Raw genomic sequence first — 19,860 nt, 5'->3', positions numbered from 1 at the left:
ATTGAACAACAGAGGATCGACTCCAACGACTTGGAGTTTTGCAGAACCGTCGACGTTGAGGGTACCTCTACATAACTCTATTTGGCCCCTCTCAAGCGCGATAATTTAAATAAGGAGTACGCGATCCTCTCATTCAATTGGCATTGAGCAAACTTTCCATGACGATCCACTTCACGGGAAATCCTTCCGAGCCTGATGCCATGCGGCTCAAAAGTGGTATTGCGGCCTCCTCTTCCTCTGCTTCTTCCCACAAACGCCCTGTGATCTTTCGACCGACGGAGGCAACGATTTTTGCCTCCCAGATCACTGCCTTCATGAGCTATTGCGCGGCCCGAACCGGTTTGAGCTTTCGCGACCCTGAGGCTTTCTATCGCTTTTCCGTTGCTGAATTCCGCACATTCTGGCGCCTCTTCCTCGACTGGTCCGGCATTATCCACGAGGGGATAGCGGATCAGGTTTGCGTTGGAGATATTTGCGAAAGCGCGGTCTTCTTTCCGGATTTGAAGTTGAACTACGCAGAGAACCTGTTGCGCATCGATTCCGAGGGGGCTGCAAACAGGCCGGCCTTGATCGCTTGTCACGCCAGGCGGCCTTCGGAGACGCTCACTAGAAGACAGCTTCGTAATCAGGTTGTGCGGTGCGCACAAAAGCTGGAGAGCCTTGGCGTCAAGGCTGGAGATCGCATCGTCGCTGTCGCGCATAACAACGCGGAGCTGGCTATCGGCACTCTGGCGGCTTTAGCGATCGGGGCGACCTTCTCATCGGCTTCTCCCGATATGGGCTCTGCAGCAATCCTGTCACGCCTGCAGCAGCTTTCCCCTTCCGTGCTTTTGGCAAACCTCCTTACATCCGATCAGAAGGCAGCCATTCCATCACTGAAGGATGTCATTCAGGGGCTGCCTTCGCTTGAGCACCTCATCCTTCTCGATTCAGGCGAGGTTCCGGAAGGTATTGATCTGCCGGCCTTCCGGCTCCGGGACTTCATTGGGAGTATCGACGACCCTTCACTTTCGACGAGTGATGAACCATTCACCTGGACGCGCTTTCCGTTCAATCATCCTCTCTTCATTCTTTTCTCATCCGGTACCACAGGCCGGCCGAAATGCATCGTACATGGAGCGGGCGGAACCCTTCTTGAACACGTGAAGGAACATCGCCTTCACAACGATATGTCACTGCGCGACAAGCTGTTCTTCCACACGGCCGCGTCATGGATGATGTGGAACTGGCAACTTTCAGCTCTGGCATGCGGGGCTGAAATTGTGGTCTATGATGGCTCACTCAGTGGCGCGGAAACCTTATGGAAGATCGTTGCCGATCAAGATGTCACCATTTTTGGGACTAGCCCTCCCTATCTCAAGCTTTGCAACGATTCAGGCTATTCCCCAAGACAGTCTGCCCCTCCTCGTGTACTCCGTTCCGTTCTTTCGACCGGATCGATTCTGTATGAAAGCGAATACGAGTGGCTTCACGCCAATGTCGGCACGATTCCGCTGCAATCGATATCCGGTGGGACAGATATCATCGGATGCTTTGTTCTAGGCCATCCCAATCTGCCTGTTTATGCGGGCGAAAGTCAGTGCCGAAGCCTGGGCCTCGATGTCAAGGCCGCCCAACTAACAGGCAAACTGGTCGATGTGGGCATGGGGGACCTGGTGTGCTGCAACCCTTTCCCATCTCGACCTCTCGGCTTCCTTGGAGATCCTGATGGAAAGCGGTTTCATGAAGCGTATTTCAGCCAGAACCCTGGAGTCTGGACGCATGGCGACCTGATCGAACTGACGCGGGAAGGCACAGCCCGGATGCATGGTCGTTCGGACAGCGTTCTGAACGTCAACGGAAACCGGATCGGACCTGCTGAAATCTATCATATCCTATCGGGCATCTCTGAGATTCAGGAATGCATGGTCGTCGAACAACAGACGCCCGGTGGCCTTGACCGATCACGCATGGTTCTCCTTGTGGTTCCCTATGAAAAAGGGGGCCTGACCAACCCACTGCGTCAGCGCATCCGCCGTGAACTCTCTCAACAGGCTTCTGCTGTTTACGTCCCAGCCGTGATGGCCGAGGTCGAAGAGCTTCCAGTTACCTATAGCGGCAAACGCTCTGAACGGGCTGTGCGGGATGCCCTGAATGGCACCCTTTCAGTCAACGCGGAAGCTCTACGAAATCCCGCCTGCCTGGAAATCATCAGACAAAAGGTAGCGCAGGAGGATGCTAAGCTTGCCGAAGAGGCGCTGGCAGATGATCTCGAGGGTGAGCACCTCGCTCAAGAAAGCGATAAAGCAGTGGAGATTCTCATCACTGTCGAGCGCCTCTGGCGCAGATTGCTGCGCCATCCCGCAGGAGAACAGGACCGCTGGAACGAATCCGGAGGCGACTCTCTAAAACTTCTCCAATTTGCCTTCGAGTTGGAGGAAGCCCTTGGCCGAGACCTGTCCCTTGACTGCCTTCAAATGAACATGACAGCCAGGGAATTCGCCTCAGCCATAGAAAGGCTGATCTGCTCACCCACTCCCACTCTCCAGGAAACAAACGGGCGCAAGATTGTCTTTCTCTTTCCTGGAACGATGGGTGACACGCCGTACTTGGCCAAGTTCCGATCCGAATTTGGCCCGGAAACTCATTTCGTCGTCATCAAATATCCGAGCTGGCAGGATATGCTGGAATCCTACCCGACGCTTGATGATTTGGCAGCGTTGGCAGAAGAGCAAATCGTATCTGCTCTTCCTGTTGGAGACATTCGCATTGCCGGTTTCTCCCTTGGGGGTGCGATTGCCTCCATCGCGGCTGCGCGCCTCTCCAAATCTGGGCGCAACATCACCTTCATCGCCGTTCTCGACACCAACATCAGCGATGGGGCCGAGAAGATGGATTATAATACCGAGTACGCAGATGGCACTCCTCTGAGTACATTTAGAAAAGTGACAAATATTTCAACAAGCGTTATCCGCGGCAGACCGGATTCCGCTAGAGCCTATGAGCGCATGCGAACTGGATTTTTATGGAGATTGTCACGGTCCCTTATACATCCCGCGCTGATCCCTGTTCTACGCTTGTGCAAGCGTTCAGACTTCGGCTTCCTACCGACAGCTATGCGGTTTGAATTGACGAGATGTCTCGCCGGCTCCCTACAGATGCACGCTTTCCGGCAATGGCTCCGTGAAGATGCGAAAATGCGCCTTCCTGGAAAAGTGGCCCTGTTCCGCTCAGAGCAAAGCCGGACAACCGCCCCTCCGGATCTTGGGTGGGGCGAAGTCTTCGACAAGATCGACATCATCGATGTCGCAGGAGATCACGTGGGAATGCTAAGACAGCCTCACCATCGCAGAATGGTAGCTGAGAGCTTCGCAAAAATTCTTGATGATGTGAGTTGAATTATTCCCAGATCGAAGCTCGTTCTAATCGCTGAACGCGAGTACGATACCAATCATCGCAAACTCTCGGAGCTTTAAGTCTCACGCCCTGAAATCTGATTTTCGTTTATTCGAGCTATGGTCTTTTAGCGGGATATACCATCCATGACGAAAGGGCCGCTCAATCCTGCGAAAGCCACGCTGCCTTCATTGAGTGAAAGCGCTGCATCGCTGCTCCCCGCGATACGCCAGTATTGTTGCGAGATCTGCCAAGCCTTGCTGTCCCAGCTTAGTTCCTTTGCTCGGGAAATCGCGCCAGCAGACATGCGCTGCACTTTATCAGGATCAGACAGAAAGCCCTGAATAGCATCGGCAAAGCCGGATATGCTGGCTTCAGGGCTCAGCATATCGATCTTTACCCCGCAGGATTCGTTAACCGCAACGCTCATTCCGCAGGCATTGTGACAGAGAACCGGAACGCCAAGCGACAAGGCCTCAAGAACAACATGCGGGGTCCCCTCCTGGACGCTGGTGTGAACTAGAAGATCACTCTGAGAAACCTCTCGCAAGGCTGCCTCATGAGACATCTGGCCTGCCCATTGAACCTGATCCGCAACACCCAATTTTTGCGCTATCTCCTTCCATCTCGACGTTTCAGGCCCCTCCCCCAGAATCGTAAGATTAACAGGAGAGCTGGCTTCAAGTCCCTCTTGATCTCGCTTAATCTTCTCCAAGGCATGCAGCAAAATAGGCAGAGCTTTACGACCTATGTGCTGACCGCTCCAGACGAGCTTTAGCGGGCGTTTCCCATCGAACTGACGTGGCATAACGTCGTTGCGAATGACCGCTCCCGACTCAATGAAGTTCTCGGCCGAGTATCCCCAAGTCCCATTGATCAGCTCCATGCTCTCTTTGCCAACTGCCCAGATATGGCGTGCGGTTCGCGCGGCAGCTCGGCAACGGGGATTAGCATGTTTTTGGATCATGTTCTGCATATTGCGAACAGCATAGAACGTCCGATCTCCCCAGCCCATGAGGGGAAAATATGAGAAAGGAATGTCCGCCGCACCTGTTACCGGTCCCCAAACAAAGGGAGCAGAAAGCTTCCAGAGATATCCTGGCTCCCGATACCCGGTAATATTGAGATGATGAATAATGTCGAATGGCTTCTGCGCATGGAGTTCCGAAGCGATCTGATAAACTTTGCGCTGCCACGCATTATACCCAATATAATAGACTGTTCGCCGCCTGATGCCCGTTTCATACTGGAAAAGAAGACACAGAAGCGGCGCCTTAATGAAATTGAACGTTAAGCCGGGTATCGGCCCTCGCTGAGCCAAGTACGTCTCGATCTCATCGCGATAGGCTTGCTCATCCGCACTATGTGAGTTCGGAGAGCAGAGAACAGTCACGTCATGCCATTGGGCAAGCCTTGAAATCAGGTTCCATCCAAGTCCAGGCTCTGAACCACGGACTGGAGAAACGGCTTGAGCTGAGATGAGTACACGCAGGCGACGTCCATGGGGAATTCGTGGAAGAAGCACTTCATTTCGCTCAATCTCTACGACCACTGTTGTCATCCATATACTTGAACTTTTATCGAGTCGTACGAGCGATCACGAACGTCTTGATTAACTGATACAATTGCATCTCGCACATGACATTTATAACAATAGAAGCGGCGGGAAGAGCAATATTAAGAAAGAAGTACCCACTTGGTAGAGGCCGACATGCGCCGTCCGTCTAGTGAGCACTCAACTAGACGGCTCAATTCGAATCAGCAGATTTTCTAGTAGGAAAAACATTCTGGGCAGATAGCTATCTGCTAAGAATATCCCTCACCAGCTGAGGAAAGACAGACAAAGCTCTTAAAGAAGCTGAGCAAATGACACTCAAAAATCTATCAGAGCGTCAACATGATTTGTGCCTAGCTGAATTCGCTCTGGCTAGCGCCTGTAGGCCATAGAAAAAGAATGTACCTCGGGAGTACCTAGGAATCCCGCCTGCGCATTCGGATTCCTCTTAAGTGTCATTGAGTAGATCCGAACTGTATGTCTCCATGTTCACATATCATGACCAGCAACTCAATGGGGACCATAGGTATGAGCAAGAGAATTCTGGTTACGGGCGGCGCGGGCTTTGTCGGCTCTCATGTCTGCCAAAGGCTTCTGAAACAAGGACATGAAGTTCTCTGCGTCGATAACTTCTTCACCGGGTCTCGAGCAAATATTCAGCCCCTTATCTCGGATTCAAAATTCGAGCTGATGCGGCATGACATCACGTTCCCGCTCTATGTTGAAGTGGACGAGATTTACAACCTTGCGTGCCCCGCCTCTCCCGTTCATTACCAGCATGATCCTGTCCAAACCACGAAGACAAGCGTTATGGGCGCAATTAATATGCTCGGTCTGGCGAAGCGCTTGCGCGCTCGAATCTTGCAAAGCTCGACAAGCGAGGTTTATGGCGACCCCGACATTCATCCGCAGCCGGAGAGTTACCGCGGCCACGTGAATATTACCGGCCCTCGCGCATGTTACGATGAAGGAAAGCGGTGTGCAGAGACGCTTTTCTTTGACTATCAACGCCAGCACAACATGGCCATCCGAGTTGCCAGAATTTTCAATACTTATGGTCCTCATATGCATCCTGAGGACGGACGAGTTGTCTCGAACTTCATCGTCCAGGCCCTGCGGAATGAGCCAATCACCGTTTTCGGCAATGGCCAGCAAACAAGATCGTTCTGCTACGTTGACGATCTCGTCGACGGCTTGCTGCGCCTTATGAACACGGACGGAGTTGATGGCGCGGTCAATCTCGGAAATCCGGTTGAGACAACGGTTGGGGAACTAGCTGAAATCATCATCGAACTGACTGGTTCCAGATCCGAGATTGTCAGCCGCCCCCTGCCTCAAGATGACCCTAGGCAGCGTTGCCCTGATATTACACGAGCTCGGAATCTTCTCAAATGGGAGCCGACCGTTGACCTGAAAACCGGTCTCGGACGAACGATTGAGTATTTCGACAAACTCCTGTCTCGTGAGGAAGATGTCGTGCGGCAGCTCCGCAAGCCAGAGGCCGTTCTGGCTTAAGGAACTCTCCTATACTGAAAGTTAGGCTGGAGCCGTTGGCGCATGCTGAACTTGAGACGCTTTCATTCAGCATCGTGGTCCTTGGTCGACCAGGCAACTGTCAGTCTAGGAACTTTCCTGGTCAACATCATCCTGGCCAGGCATCTGTCGCCTCATGATTATGGGCTGTTCACCATCCTCTTCGGCGCCATCTTTCTGGTGCAAACGGTGAGCGGCTCCCTCGTCTTTTATCCGCTGTCCGTACGGGGTGGAGCTGCCGACGGCGAAGAGCGTATGGCGATAATCCTGAACGCCGTCATCCTTGGGACAGTTCTTGCCATCGTCATGGCGCTCGTGCTGGCAACTTTCGCCAACACTTTCTTAGATTATCGGCTGGTCTTTTGCGCTCCCGCTTTCTACATGGCCAGACAAATTCAGGAAACCCTAAGGCGCAGTCTGTTTACTCAGTTTCGATATAGCGCCGCACTGATTGGAGATATCATCAGCTACATTGGACCATGCATTCTGCTTATCTATCTCACCGGCCGCTTTGAGGTGTCGCTTGAGATCGCTTTCTATGCAATGGCCCTCACATCCTGCCTAGCGATTATCGTTCAGTTGATCCAGGGTGCCGTATCCTGGTCCGGCTCTCTTCAACTCCGCAAAGTCGCAGGAGAATTTTGGCATCTCGGGAAATGGTCATTTACGAGCAATGTCGCATCAAGAGTTCAAGAGCAAATTCTCCCATTCTTGCTCGCTATCACGTCTGGGCCTTCAGCGACAGCAGGCCTGCAAGCGTCTCTCAACATCACAAATGTTAGCAACCCAATCATGGCAGGATTGGCCAACGTCATACCCCAAACCACGGCGCGAGCATCAGAGCGAGGTATGGTTGAAGCATGGCGGGCTGCTTATCCGCTGATCCTATTCGGCTCTCCTCCGATCCTCTTACTTCTCGTCACCTTACTCTACATGCCGGAATCAATTCTCGCTTTGGCCTATGGTGGAGAGCCGCATTATCTGCAACTCGGCGATGCCATCCGTCTTCTGGCGATTGCAACCGCGCTCAACTACGCAACATTGGCAGGCAGTGCGTTTCTCTTTGGTGCCGACGCAGGCTACCAAGTCCATCACATAGAGATAGTCGGAACATTTATCGCCATTGTTGCAGCTGCTCTCCTAGTGCCTCTCTATGGGTTGATTGGCAGCTGTTTGGCATTGGTCATCACGAACCTATCTCGATCGATCCTGGTCTACCGCCAGATCTTTCATCTTGTTTCGAAGCCCGTATCAGAAAACGATGCTCGGCAGAAAATGGCAGATAATACCGTCGGCATAGGGCACTCCGCAGGAAGCTGATCCTCAAAAAGGCAGCGTCCCAACCAAGGCAATCATCAGTATCGGCCGATTTGGAGTCTTATCTTTGCGAGTTTCAAACACGTATCAGCCAACTTATGAAGCCTCGTTTCTCAATTCGTTTAACGATTACTATCTCCGCATGCTCGTCTTCGCCTTGGCAGCCTATGCATTCTCCGGGCGAGGATTTGCGTATGTTGGCCTTCCACCTTTATATGCAGGCGAGTTTGTTTTGGTTCTTGGATTGGTTGCCTTTCTTCTCAGTGGGTGCTGGCTAGCAGTTCTGACGACCATCCCCAGCGTAATCCTCCTTTCGTTGCTCACATGGGTCACGATTCAAACGCTGCCGTACATAAAGATTCATGGCTTCAATGCCCTTCGGGACAGCGTCGTCATTACCTATGGCCTGTTCTCATTCATCCTAATCGCGCTTGTTGTTGAGCAACCGGTGCGGCTGCTCGCGATCACACGAAGCTTGGCGAGACTGCTATTCATATTCTGCCCTATCGCAGTGATTGCATACTATATTACCAGAATTAACGGGCGCAGCGTTGTCTCTTGGCCCATCGAGGGAAATTTTCGCGTTCTAGAAGTTCGCCCAGGGGAGATTGCCGTTCACCTTGCAGGGGCTGCCAGTCTCGCGATCGTAGGCTTCCTGCGTGTAAGCAAGATATGGATTGTCATCCTTGTTCTCGGTATCGCTCTTATCGCCACTCAAAGCCGCGGCGGCACGCTTGCGTTCCTGAGCGCTGTCATCCTAGCTGCGGTCCTCATGAATAAAGTACGGGTCATTCTGAGGATTCTCATGGCCGGCGCTCTTGCCATGACACTTGCCTTCGCGCTCGACCTCAAGGTGGATTTCGGATCGAACGAAGGCGACCGTTCCCTCAGCGCCAGGCAGATCGTCGAGAATCTCACAAGCATCCTGGTTTCATCCGATGAGGGCAACCTGGATGACAATAAGCTATGGCGTCTCCGCTGGTGGAGCGACATCAGGGATTACACATTTCATGGCCCGTACTTCTGGTCCGGCAAGGGCTTCGGGGTCAATCTCTCCGAAGCTGACGGATATTATGCCGACAGTAGCGATGGGGCGCCGCCGTTAAGGAGTCCCCATAATGCCCATATGACTGTCCTCGCCAGAGCCGGCATCCCAGGACTCACACTCTGGTTCCTGCTTGGATCGAGCTGGTTTCTGATGATGATGAGAAATATCTACCTTGCGCGAGTATGCAGGGACAATGCATGGGCAGGTTTTTTCGTCTTCGTGACATCCTATGTAACAGCGATCGTCATCAATGCGAGCTTCGACGTCGCTCTCGAAGGCCCTATGCTCGGGATCTGGTTCTGGACATTGATCGGGATTGGAATCGGCGGATCCATTATCTATCGCGCTTACGGCCAGAGTCCTTTCGGGATTTGGGCAATTTATCCAGGTCAACGAGAACTGAGCCAATAATATAGCCGCGGACAATCCCTCCAGATACGGCCACCTATCCCAGCATGCCGCTGACTTTGAGCGCTCTCCGCCCCATGAAAGAAGCAAAACTTTGAGGCCCATGTTCGGGCGGCATTGCGAGGATCAGCCGATTATCGACCAATATCTTCTCACCCGTTGAGTTAGCGATACGCTGATTTAGGATCACATGCTCGCAGACATCATCTTGATCTTCGCCGATGTATGACGATGAAAAATAATCCGACGGGCGATAGACACAGAGCCCGTTGAAAGCCGATTCACAGAGCCTCACATGTGATCTCGTGAACTCTCTTTGCACTTTGAACAAATTGTCCCGCATAAATTTATAATATCCAAGCATGTTGCCTTTAGCGCTCATGATCTCTGGATATATGTTCTTCTCGAAGAAAGCGCTGCAGCGAAGCGCAGAGATATCGTAGTAGTAAGGAGCTGATGTGGCCGACACTCCGAAAATGTTTCTTTTGGCGTAAATTTGATCTGCGGTCTCAAGGAGCATTTCGGAGGAAAGGTTGGTTGCAAGTACATTGTCGACATCAATCACGCAGACGTACTTAACATCAGGAAATCGCTCTGCTGCATAGCGAAGCAACATTTCTCTCCCCTCCGCCATACGGCGAAGGCGTGATGGCATGCTGCTCATGAATGACGTATCGACATGGACGACATCACGGCTCTGCAGTTGTCTGCTCTTCAGGCAATCGCCTGTACCATCGGTCGAACCATTCTCCCCAACCACGGCGGCAACTTGAATACCTTGCGATGCCGTCTTTTCTAATAGAGCAAAGAGTTTCGGTAGGAACTTGGCACAGTTTCGCGCCAGGGACAGAAACACTATGCCATTGTCATAGACTTTCAACTTTTCCTGCAAGCGTATTTCATCCTATTCTTATAGGCGCTAGCATCAAGTTAGCGCAGTTCTCAAATGTCCGGAATCCTGTTGTTTTCGACACTCGTCCGCTGAGACAAGCAAGCGCACTCGAACGATCGAGAGAATACGTTCCAGCCCCCTCTCGGGAGAGAGGCCTAATATACTTGGCATATTGGCTTGGGATGAGTCTTTATTTTGGATTACGCCGTAAGGATTGCTATTCTAGCCACCCCACTCAGGATAATGGATACTCTGAAGGGCCCGAGACTTTTCTTCGACAAGAGCATTCAATGAGATGTCAAAATATGCAGAAGCGAACGATCCGAATGGTTTCTCAGAATGCGATTTTTTGAGGGCCTCGCATAGCTTCTCAGTAGCGGATGAATGCGATGTCTGATCCCGTGGCGCCTTCTAAATTTTAATCGGTTGATTTCGCGGAGTTGGAAGCCATTCCCGATCTAATGAAGGCGGATCTTAAACGCGTGTAGTGCGCATGAATCGCTCTCCCCGAGGCCAGATCCTTTTAACATCAATGGAGATCTGGAGCAGTACAGTTAGCGATGAGGTTACCACCAATTCTCTCTATGTCCTCACATATGTATTCGCTATTCTCCGTTGGATATTTCATCAATGTCCGAGGCAGGCATGCCAAGGATGTTGATGGGAAAAGTCCCTCAATTAAGTCAATGCAGAAGGGTCATGATCTGTTTGCATAGACGGCTGACAGTCAGCCAAATCAGATCGGCAAAGTGACTTCAGTCCATAGCTCAACCGCCACGCAAAGTTTCGAAGAATGCGCGCTGCTTCACATCGTTTGCCATAGAGAAGCGTCCGCAATCACTCGATAGGCGCTCTCAAATAGGAGTGAAGGCCTAATCATGAGCATACTTGAGACGAAAGACACGATTTTAACACTCCCGGATTCCTTCAAGCCGGCCTCGTCTCCCGTACAACCTTCAGGTTCTCTCAAAGGTCTTCAGAGACGGGTTTTGATTAGAGGTGCGCTCGTCCTCGGAGATATCGCGACCGCATCAGCATCAGCAGCAATCGCCTATGAAGTGGCAAGAGCACTGCTGCCTATCGAATTCTTTGCGCCAATCTCAGCGCTCGCAGTAATAGCCTTTTACGCCATCATGGGCCTTTACACAGATTGGGGCCTAAGCCCGATCGAGCGATTGCGGATCCGCACGTTAGGAGCGCTGGCATATGTCGCGGTCAATTCGATCCTGACCTTTGCTACAGGATTTCCGCTTGCAACAGCTGCTTACGTCGTATGCTCGGCAGGTCTCCTCGTCATCGTGGGACACTATGTTGAATGGTTCATCAGGCAAAGTCTTGTTCAATTGAAGATCTGGGGCGTCCCAACGGTCATCATTGGCTTGCGTCCCAATCATGCTCTTGCGGAGTCCCTCATCGAGCAACCTGACTTAGGACTGCGCCCAATCGGCTTCATTTGTGACGACATGAGCAACGCGGCGGAGATTGAACTCACAGATCTTCCCATTCTTGGTCGCATTAACGACGACAAACGTTTGAAGAGGGACGCAGAAATCGCGCTTGTCACGATCGATCTTGCCGAAAAGCTCCGTGAGCTCGATCACCTTCAATTCGAGCATGTCATCGTGGTGCGAGACACCGATAACGGCCAAGGTATCGGGCTCCATGCCAGAAGTTCTGGGGAGACGATCGGCTCCGAGATTCAACGCGGCATCTATAAGCATCATAACCTCTGGATTAAGCGTCTCCTCGATCTCATGATCAGCATCCCTCTCGCGGTAGTGGCAGCTCCCATCATCGCCATTCTGGTCCTGGCTATCCGGTTTATTGATCCTGGTGCGGGTCTGTTCTGGCAGAATCGCGTGGGCCAGTACGGGCGCACGATCAAGATCTGTAAATTGCGGACGATGTACCTGGATGCAGAGCAGAGACTTGAAGCGCATCTTGCGAACTGCCCTGCTGCACGTGAAGAATGGAACTCACATTTCAAGCTTACGAACGATCCACGTGTTTTGCCATATATTGGCAACTTCATCAGACGCTCCAGCCTCGATGAGCTACCGCAGATTTTCAACGTTCTGCAGGGTAGCATAAGCCTCGTCGGCCCACGCCCCTTCCCCGAGTACCATCTCAAGAGCTTCGACGCTGACTTTCAGGAACTCCGGGCCAGCGTTCCACCAGGGCTGACGGGTTTCTGGCAGATCTCGGCCAGGAGCAACGGGAACCTTAGCGTCCAAAAACGTCAGGATTCTCTCTACATTCGGAATTGGTCGGCCTGGCTCGACCTCTGGATACTTCTGCAGACCATTCCCGCTGTTCTCATGGCGAAAGGGGCACGCTGATGTGCACATCTGTCCGGCCGGAAGCATTCTATCGGAGAGCGTGAGCGATGTTCGTCCAACATGCCGATCCGATAGCTCTTGAGGGCACGCGAGCGTCTCGAGCGTGGCCATCCAAGCTCCCGATCCTGGGCATACCGATCAGCAAGACAGACTATTCTGAAGCTGTGAATTGCATCATTTCCTCCGCTCGAGAGAGAAAGCCTGCCATTGCGACGGCGCTTGCGGTCCACGGAGTGGTTGAGGCCGCGCGCGATCAGGAAATGGCGAAACGTATCGCAGCCTTCGACCTCGTCACACCCGACGGGCAGCCAGTGCGTCATGCCTTGAACGCGATCTACAAAACGAACCTCACTGATCGTGTCTACGGACCTGCTTTGACCCTTCTGATATGTGAGAAGGCCGCAGAGCTTGGAATTAAAATTTATCTCTATGGTTCGACGGATAGGACCGTCCAGAGGCTGAAAGCGTCGCTCGAGGAGCGCTTTCCCAGCCTCTGCATCGCTGGGGCGGAACCATCCTTGTTCCGGCCGTTGAGCCAGCAAGAGAGTGCGGCTCTTGCAGAGCGGATAGAGATGAGTGGAGCCGGCATTGTCTTCATCGGCCTCGGGTGTCCACGGCAGGAAAACTTTGCATTCGAGCATCGCGACATCATCCGCGCCGTACTCGTGTGCGTCGGAGCTGCTTTTGACTTTCATGCCGGCGTGAAACGCCAGGCCCCTGGGTGGATGCAAAGACTGTCCCTGGAATGGCTGTTTCGTCTCCTCCAGGAGCCGAGGCGTCTCTTCAAACGCTATGCCGTAACGAACACCTATTTCCTCTGGCACATCCTCCGCCAATACGCGCAACCGCAATCTCAGCACCGCACCTATGAGGGTTAATCTATGAAGTCTATTCTGATCACAGGCAGCGCTGGCCTGATCGGCGCCGAAGCCGTGCGTTATTATAATAAGATTGGCTACAAGGTTGTTGGTATTGACAACAACATGCGCGCTCGTTTCTTCGGGCCGGATGGAGATACGAGCTGGCAGCGCGCCAAGCTGCAGGATGAGTGCCAGAGCTATACCCATGTCGATGTCGACATCCGCGACCGAAACAAAATCATGTCGCTGTTCGCCGATTTGAAGCCGGACGCTATCATTCATTGTGCCGCACAACCAAGCCATGATCTCGCCGCCCGCATCCCCTTCGATGATTTCGAAGTCAACGCTTGCGGGACGTTGAATCTTCTCGAGGCAACCCGGCAGAGCGTTCCTGAAGCACCTTTTGTCTTCATGAGCACCAACAAGGTCTATGGCGACGCACCCAATGAACTCGCACTTGTCGAGCTGGCAACCCGATGGGACTATGAGGACCCCGCATTCGCGAATGGAATTTCCGAAAGCTTCAGCATCGACCAGTCTAAGCACAGCCTTTTTGGGGCCAGCAAAGTCGCCGCCGATGTGATGGTGCAGGAATATGGCCGTTACTTCAGCATGAAGACAGTTTGCTTCCGTGGCGGCTGCCTAACAGGAGCAGGTCATTCCGGCGCCCAGCTTCACGGATATCTTGCTTATCTTTTCAAGGCTGCGGCCGAGAAGAGACATTATACGATCTTTGGTTACAAAGGAAAGCAGGTCCGCGACCAGATTCATAGTCGGGACGTGGTCGCTGCCTTCGACGCCTTTATCAGGAACCCACGTTCTGGTGCTGTGTACAATCTCGGAGGAGGCAAGTCGAACAGCGTCTCTGTTTTAGAGTCGATCGACCGCGTCGGGCAGCTTCTTGGCCATAGCATGAGCTGGAGCCTGAGTGCAGAGAACCGTATCGGTGACCACATCTGCTATTACACTGATCTCACACGTTTCCAGCGCGACTATCCCGAATGGAGCCTGTCGACCACTATCGATGACATTTTTGAAGAGTTTGCGTCTGCTCATTTCTCTAGCAGACGAGAGATTGCAGAATCTCTGCTTCCGGCATGAAACCGAAATAATTCGGCTCTTTAACGTATCGCCCGGTATTCGACACCGGGCGATACTTTTAGGCCCAGAGACTTTTCTGAAGCTCTCAACTTAGCAGAGTAAGGATTATAAGGCTTCCGCCCATGGATAAATAAGCGGGCGTGAGGCGCCAACCTGCGTTCGTCTTATCTGGCAGGTTAGCGTCGCCAAGGATCAATTATCTCATGATCCAGGTGCATTCAGCGGGACTTGCTTAAGGCATCTTGAGCGAGGCTTTCGGCTTGCATTGCCATATTGGTCTGGGATGACGCTCCAAGCGAGGCGGCTTCTCGTGAGCTAGGCCGCATTTCAACGATATCGCCGGGAGCAAGTGGTGTCCTCGTATCTGCCTGGAATGACTCGGTTTTGCCATCGCGGATTCGATGAATGATAGCTGTATGACTTACTTCGGTTGCAGAGCCTGCCAGTGTTGCACCACCACCCTGCTGTAGACGCGCTTCGCGCACCTCCCGAGCGACAGGCAGTGTAATCTCGATCTCGCTCAAGCGGGCGCGAACATCCTGCAAATCCGTCAGGATCCTTTGCTTATAGTTATTCTCTGACTCCTGGAGCCTCATGGCGATCTCGCCTTTCCGGATCTCTAGATTGACCTGCTCGGCCGCCAGGCGGGCGACACTGGACTTGTAGGTTGCTTCCTGGCGCTGATACTCGATCAACTGGAAGCGCCTCGTTAAGCCGCTGGAGACGAGATTGTTATAATCAGCGAGGGTCATTTGAATCAGCTCGAGCTGCTTTTTTTCTGACTCTGACTGCTGTTGAACGGCGACCGCTTCAGCGTCGAGGCGAGGACCTTGCTCTCGAAGCAGCCGCAGCTCCTGCTCGTGCCCTTTCTTTTGGGTCGTCATGATCCCCTGCTCATCCTGCAGGATTCGTAAAACTTCGGGGTCTTCACGGGAGAAAGGGAAAGAGTCTTGTAAAGCGATCTGGGACGCGCCCTCAAGCTGTGCTTCCAGGCGAGCTTTCCTGACGAGCAGCGACCGGCGGCTGGCCTGAAGCACCCTCAGGCGCTCGTCTGCCATCAGAAATTCGGATCTTGCGCCGGATGGCAACTGTTCAGCGACCCTGAATCCTCCAGCCAAGGCAAGCGCGCCCATAACCGAGATCCCATAGCGGAACGGATAGCTCCCGGGGGTCCTCACATCTCCCACGACATAAATCGGTCGCGGTTCGGTAACACGCACACTGGCGATGGGCTGCTGAAGATAGCCATTGGCGAGGCGTTCCACGATAACCTTTTCGGCTTCGGACGCTGTCAGATCCTTCAACCCAACAAGGCCGACGGCTGGCAAGGTCACGGACCCGTCATTGTCGATCATGTGATCGCCCGAGAACTCAGGTTGCCCGAGAACAACGATCGATACCCGATCACCTGGCGCGAGTTTGTAACTGCCACTTCCATCAGGATTGGCGTAGCTCGTGCCGGCACGTGGGATGGTGAGGATCAATGCCAGGGCGATAGGCAAGACAACCGAGGAAGATTTGGAGATACAAACCTTGCTGACTGTCTGTTTGAAAAACGGCTTCATCCCTGACCTCGCAGAATATGGGCGTAAGTTCTGCCCGCCATCACCACTCAATGATTTCCCATTGAGTGGCGGATAGGCATCAGCCTTAAGCTAGAACCTTTGGGGCCTGCTGTTTCTTCAAATTCGGACGATCGAGCGCACTCGTTGGGAGTAATCCAGGGTTCCCACGCAAGTTGGTGCCGCGATATATACGGATCCCGATTCCGCTATGTTTCTCCTCCTCTCAGGAGCCAGCAGCGGAGCCGACTCTCATAGGCATCTCATAAACGACGCTCTTTAATGTGGCAGGCTCCTGCGAGCGCGTGACGCGATGCTTGAGATGGTCAGATAACCGGTGAGCAAGCGCAACGATGGTCAATGTCGGCATGTCGTTGCCGCCGGTCGGGAAAACGGAGCTTCCTGTTACATACAGATTTTCGAAACCATGGACGCGACAATCCTCGTCAACGACACCCTGTGCAGGATCGTGGCTCATACGGGTGGTTCCCATATGATGCCAAACCCAGCGGGCAAGCTCCAACTCGCTTTTCGAAGCACCAGGCACGACCGCAGAGCAATTGATGCCTCGGCGCGAAAGCGTATCGACGAGAACCTCCTGGTTCCGCCTCAACGTCCGCTCCACCAGGGGGCCTAGGCGCCATTCCAGGCGCACTGCCTGCTGGCCAAGCGCATCGCGACGATTATCCAGCATGACGCGACTATTCAGAACCGGTTCCTGTTCCATGACCGTCACAAACTCCCAGTGGGTGGACGGGCGCAGATAACTGAAGGTGGTTCTCAGTGCATTGGGAAGATCGCGAAAAATATTCACAGCCCTTCGGATCGGAGCATCGGGCATACGAGATTTCTTCAGCCAGAAGACGGTCTCTCGAAGCTCGCGTCCGCCATCGCCCTCCGAAGCTGCCGGAGCAGGATAGATCCATGTCCGCGCATTCAGAAGCTGTTCCTCGCGCTGGATCTCCGGCCTGATCATGAAACCGAGACCAGAGACTACCTCGTTGGAGCTGGCCTGGCTAAGGCGTCGGCGAACGGCATTGGCCGGATAGAACTGGCGAACAATATCGGGCAGTGTATCCCCGGAGAGGCGCCCCCAATGAAACCGGGGATTCTCCATGAAGCAGCGCCCCACGAGATCCCGGTCGTTGCCTATCCCCTTTGGATGCTCTCTCGTCGACTGAAGCATGATCCGAGGGTTTTCGATCCCGCCCGCGGCGAGAACGATCCAGCGGGCAGAAACGGAGAAGGATCTTCCCGAAAGGGATTTAACGTTGACCCCTGTCACCCTGTTGCGCAGGGGGGCGGAGACGATTTCCGTGACTGTTGCATGCAACAGAACGTGGATATTGTCGGCAGCAGCAAGGTCATCATAAGCATCAGAAAGACAATGCCCCGTTGCCGGCGCCAAAAGGCTCTCCTCCACGGTCAGAGGTGAATCGCTCAGATCCAACTTGTCTTCGGAGGCACGATTCTCGGCGAGATCCGTGTCGAATGGATGCGTGGATGGCAGTTGCAGCGTCTCCAAGGCTCGGAGATAGAACGGTTCGAGTTCCTGCCGCGTGATAGGCCACCCGCTCATGGGAAACCAAGGGCGCTCCGAAAAATCGATGTCGGCAAGCGGCTTGCACCAGCCACCCCAGCCGAACTTGCCGGTTGATCCACCGAATTTGCGGACGCGGCATAGATCGAGAGCCTCGTAATGCACACCCGCATTCACGCCTTTCGCCAGTCTTTGCGACTTGCGCTCGAAATCACGACCTCCGCTTTCAAGAATTACGACACGTATGTTCGATCCGAGAAAGCCCTTGGCGAGCGTTATCCCAGCTGGCCCAGCACCAATAATACAGATATCGGCATCTAGCGTCTCATGAGGGTAGTTTTCGGCGTCAGAGAACAACTTCTTATCCTTTCAGAAGACGCTAGGAATATCTCGATTATTGTTATTGCTATTGGCCAGTCCTTTTAGCTGATCCGCCCCTTGGAAAAGCAAAACTTCCTAGAAACATGCGTTCTCATATTTAAGAGTTTTGCCGTTATTCTATGAAGGAAGAATACGGGGTAGTTCTTGAGTGTAGTTGTATCTCTAAGGCTTTGCTGAGAGGCTGAATCAGATGTCTTCGGGGCCGTTTTTGACGGTTGAACCCTGTTTCACAACACAGTCACCGCTCCATCTGCCTGAATTCCGAACTTGCAGCAAAGCCGAGTGATATCAGCAGGAGCCGCTAGTCGATCATGACAATAGACTTAAGAGAGATCTTCGACCAGAACGAGGCTGATCGCTACGCTCTTCATGCTCGGCACCTGAACAAGCATCTCGTGCGCCACTTGGCTTCGATCGGGTATGATACTTCCTTCACCCGCGGCCAAGGCGCTTACCTCTATGATCGTGACGGCGAGGAGTATCTCGATCTTCTTGCAGGCTGGGGCGTATTTGCCGTTGGCCGCAATCACCCGACAATAAAGGCCGCACTGAAGAGCGCCATCGACAGCGATCTTCCCAATCTCGTGCAGATGGATGTCTCGGTCCTGGCAGGCGTGCTGGCGAAAAAGCTTCTTGCTCATGTTCCCTATCTTGATCGCGCCTTCTTTGCCAATTCAGGAGCAGAGACCGTCGAGGCCGCAATCAAGCTCGCGCGCGCGGCGACAGGAAGGTCACGCATCGTTTATTGCAGTGATGCTTTTCATGGACTGACCTACGGCGCTCTTTCCATGAATGGTTCTGATGTCTACAGGAACGGTTTTGGATCCTTGCTGCCTGATTTCACTGAAGTGCCCTTCAATGATCTTGAAGCTCTGGAAAGGGCTTTGAAGGACAGTGACGTTGCGGCTTTTGTTGTCGAGCCCATCCAGGGGGCGAGCGTCAAAATTCCCTCTGATGATTACCTGCCCTCGGCAGCCTCTCTCTGCAAGAAATATGGTGCCTTGCTTGTGGTCGATGAGATCCAGACAGGAATAGGCCGTACAGGACGTTTCCTTGCCGTTGATCACTGGGGCGTCGAACCTGATATGGTGCTTTTGGCAAAGGCCCTATCAGGGGGCTTTGTGCCGATCGGGGCCTTGCTGACAAAGGATTGGGTCTTCGAGAAAGTCTTCGAGCGGACGGGACGAGCCGTGGCTCATGGATCGACCTTCTCAAAGAATGATCTTGCCATGGCAGCCGGCATCGCAGCATTGGATGTCATTGAATCCGAGAGACTTGTTCAAAGAGCGGATCAGCTTGGCGAACATCTGCTCACAGAATTCCGAAACATGGCTCGGCATCATGAGATCATCCGGGACGTGCGCGGCAAAGGCCTCATGATGGCAGTGGAGTTCGGCGCTCCGCAATCATTCAAAATGCAGGCTGCCTGGGGGACCTTGGAAACTGCGAAGAAGGGCCTGTTCTCGCTTCTCGTGGCCATTCCATTACTGAAGGATCACAAGATTCTTACGCAGGCCGGCCAGCGTTTCATCAAGCTAACCCCAGCCCTCACCATATCCGAATCCGATTGCGATCGAATTTGTCGCGCATTCGATGCGGTCCTCGGCGAGAGTGAGAGAGTACCGAGTGCCATCTGGTCTCTTGGTATGTCTCTGATCGGGAATATGCGAAAAGCACGAGGCATGGCTCAGAGCGCAAGCGCCTAGCCATAATCGCAACAAGCTGTCTCAGAGCCGCTCTGCCGAAAGAACACATTGGCAGAGCGGCTCTTCAACATCCGCCCTTCGAAGTCAGGTCAAGAACGGCGGGCGCGTTTGCTGCGGATGAGACGGAGCCACCCTGATCTTTCGCGCTGAACTGCGACCAGTTCATGTCCGAGCCCCAGGCCCAGTTCCCGCTGTTGGCGTCCATGTAGTACTTGTTGTTCGAAAACGCGTTCCCGCCGTTCA

Annotated in this window: 12 protein-coding genes; 8 read left to right on the top strand and 4 right to left on the bottom strand. The window is 53.2% G+C overall.

Annotated elements, in window-relative coordinates; translation table 11 throughout:
• Positions 1-158 precede the first annotated feature (158 nt).
• Positions 159-3,377 (top strand): acetoacetate--CoA ligase, encoded by a 3,219-nt coding sequence (locus MJ639_RS12855; protein ID WP_243373320.1) that lies wholly within the window; start codon positions 159-161, stop codon positions 3,375-3,377.
• 125 nt (positions 3,378-3,502) lie between these two features.
• Here MJ639_RS12855 and MJ639_RS12850 read toward each other — a convergent pair whose 3' ends face one another.
• Positions 3,503-4,936 carry a glycosyltransferase gene (locus MJ639_RS12850; protein ID WP_243373318.1) on the bottom strand — a complete coding sequence of 478 codons (1,434 nt, stop codon included), beginning with the start codon at positions 4,934-4,936 and terminating at the stop codon, positions 3,503-3,505.
• A gap of 522 nt (positions 4,937-5,458) precedes the next feature.
• Here MJ639_RS12850 and MJ639_RS12845 point away from each other — a divergent pair.
• The 3 genes from MJ639_RS12845 (at position 5,459) to MJ639_RS12835 (ending at position 9,239) form a co-directional block, all read left to right on the top strand.
• Complete coding sequence (locus tag MJ639_RS12845) at positions 5,459-6,445, top strand: UDP-glucuronic acid decarboxylase family protein (RefSeq protein ID WP_243373316.1); 987 nt, start codon at positions 5,459-5,461, stop codon at positions 6,443-6,445.
• A 42-nt stretch (positions 6,446-6,487) separates the two neighbouring features.
• Entirely contained in the window at positions 6,488-7,783 is a 1,296-nt protein-coding gene (locus MJ639_RS12840; protein WP_243373314.1) for a lipopolysaccharide biosynthesis protein, read from the top strand.
• 139 nt (positions 7,784-7,922) lie between these two features.
• Positions 7,923-9,239 carry an O-antigen ligase family protein gene (locus MJ639_RS12835; RefSeq protein WP_243373312.1) on the top strand — a complete coding sequence of 439 codons (1,317 nt, stop codon included), beginning with the start codon at positions 7,923-7,925 and terminating at the stop codon, positions 9,237-9,239.
• Positions 9,240-9,273: 34 nt separating this feature from the next.
• On the opposite strand, the gene MJ639_RS12830 is transcribed toward MJ639_RS12835, so the two are convergent.
• On the bottom strand, positions 9,274-10,128 hold the full coding sequence (locus MJ639_RS12830; protein WP_243373310.1) for a glycosyltransferase family A protein: 855 nt from the start codon (positions 10,126-10,128) through the stop codon (positions 9,274-9,276).
• An 878-nt stretch (positions 10,129-11,006) separates the two neighbouring features.
• On the opposite strand from MJ639_RS12830, the gene MJ639_RS12825 reads away from it, so the two are divergent.
• The 3 genes from MJ639_RS12825 to MJ639_RS12815 are packed head-to-tail and all read left to right on the top strand — an operon-like array spanning position 11,007 to position 14,428.
• Positions 11,007-12,467 carry a sugar transferase gene (locus MJ639_RS12825; RefSeq protein WP_243373308.1) on the top strand — a complete coding sequence of 487 codons (1,461 nt, stop codon included), beginning with the start codon at positions 11,007-11,009 and terminating at the stop codon, positions 12,465-12,467.
• Positions 12,468-12,514: 47 nt separating this feature from the next.
• Complete coding sequence (locus MJ639_RS12820; protein ID WP_243373292.1) at positions 12,515-13,345, top strand: WecB/TagA/CpsF family glycosyltransferase; 831 nt, start codon at positions 12,515-12,517, stop codon at positions 13,343-13,345.
• Positions 13,346-13,348: 3 nt separating this feature from the next.
• Positions 13,349-14,428, top strand: a complete 1,080-nt coding sequence (locus MJ639_RS12815) for an NAD-dependent epimerase/dehydratase family protein (protein WP_243373290.1) — start codon at positions 13,349-13,351, stop codon at positions 14,426-14,428.
• A gap of 218 nt (positions 14,429-14,646) precedes the next feature.
• Here the strand turns inward: MJ639_RS12815 and MJ639_RS12810 are convergent, their stop codons facing one another.
• Together MJ639_RS12810 and MJ639_RS12805 are read right to left on the bottom strand one after the other, a co-directional pair.
• Complete coding sequence (locus MJ639_RS12810; RefSeq protein ID WP_243373288.1) at positions 14,647-15,993, bottom strand: polysaccharide biosynthesis/export family protein; 1,347 nt, start codon at positions 15,991-15,993, stop codon at positions 14,647-14,649.
• 223 nt (positions 15,994-16,216) lie between these two features.
• On the bottom strand, positions 16,217-17,887 hold the full coding sequence (locus tag MJ639_RS12805; RefSeq protein WP_243373279.1) for an FAD-dependent oxidoreductase: 1,671 nt from the start codon (positions 17,885-17,887) through the stop codon (positions 16,217-16,219).
• 335 nt (positions 17,888-18,222) lie between these two features.
• Between MJ639_RS12805 and MJ639_RS12800 the strand changes: the two genes are divergently transcribed.
• On the top strand, positions 18,223-19,617 hold the full coding sequence (locus MJ639_RS12800) for an aspartate aminotransferase family protein (protein ID WP_243373277.1): 1,395 nt from the start codon (positions 18,223-18,225) through the stop codon (positions 19,615-19,617).
• Positions 19,618-19,860 lie beyond the last annotated feature (243 nt).

Origin of the sequence: Microvirga solisilvae (assembly GCF_022808595.1) — a bacterium.
Taxonomy (GTDB): Bacteria; Pseudomonadota; Alphaproteobacteria; order Rhizobiales; family Beijerinckiaceae; genus Microvirga; species Microvirga solisilvae.
The sequence above is the reverse complement of the archived record's forward strand: the minus strand, read 5'-3'. Positions and strand labels throughout refer to the sequence as shown.

Bases quoted from the DNA above. Each gene is read 5' to 3' on its own strand.
- MJ639_RS12835 (WP_243373312.1), top strand. From the start codon at position 7,923: ATGCTCGTCTTCGCCTTGGCAGCCTATGCATTCTCCGGGCGAGGATTT.
- MJ639_RS12840 (WP_243373314.1), top strand. From the start codon at position 6,488: ATGCTGAACTTGAGACGCTTTCATTCAGCATCGTGGTCCTTGGTCGAC.
- MJ639_RS12825 (WP_243373308.1), top strand. From the start codon at position 11,007: ATGAGCATACTTGAGACGAAAGACACGATTTTAACACTCCCGGATTCC.
- MJ639_RS12815 (WP_243373290.1), top strand. From the start codon at position 13,349: ATGAAGTCTATTCTGATCACAGGCAGCGCTGGCCTGATCGGCGCCGAA.
- MJ639_RS12800 (WP_243373277.1), top strand. From the start codon at position 18,223: ATGACAATAGACTTAAGAGAGATCTTCGACCAGAACGAGGCTGATCGC.
- MJ639_RS12855 (WP_243373320.1), top strand. From the start codon at position 159: ATGACGATCCACTTCACGGGAAATCCTTCCGAGCCTGATGCCATGCGG.
- MJ639_RS12810 (WP_243373288.1), bottom strand. From the start codon at position 15,993: ATGAAGCCGTTTTTCAAACAGACAGTCAGCAAGGTTTGTATCTCCAAA.
- MJ639_RS12820 (WP_243373292.1), top strand. From the start codon at position 12,515: ATGTTCGTCCAACATGCCGATCCGATAGCTCTTGAGGGCACGCGAGCG.
- MJ639_RS12850 (WP_243373318.1), bottom strand. From the start codon at position 4,936: ATGACAACAGTGGTCGTAGAGATTGAGCGAAATGAAGTGCTTCTTCCA.
- MJ639_RS12845 (WP_243373316.1), top strand. From the start codon at position 5,459: ATGAGCAAGAGAATTCTGGTTACGGGCGGCGCGGGCTTTGTCGGCTCT.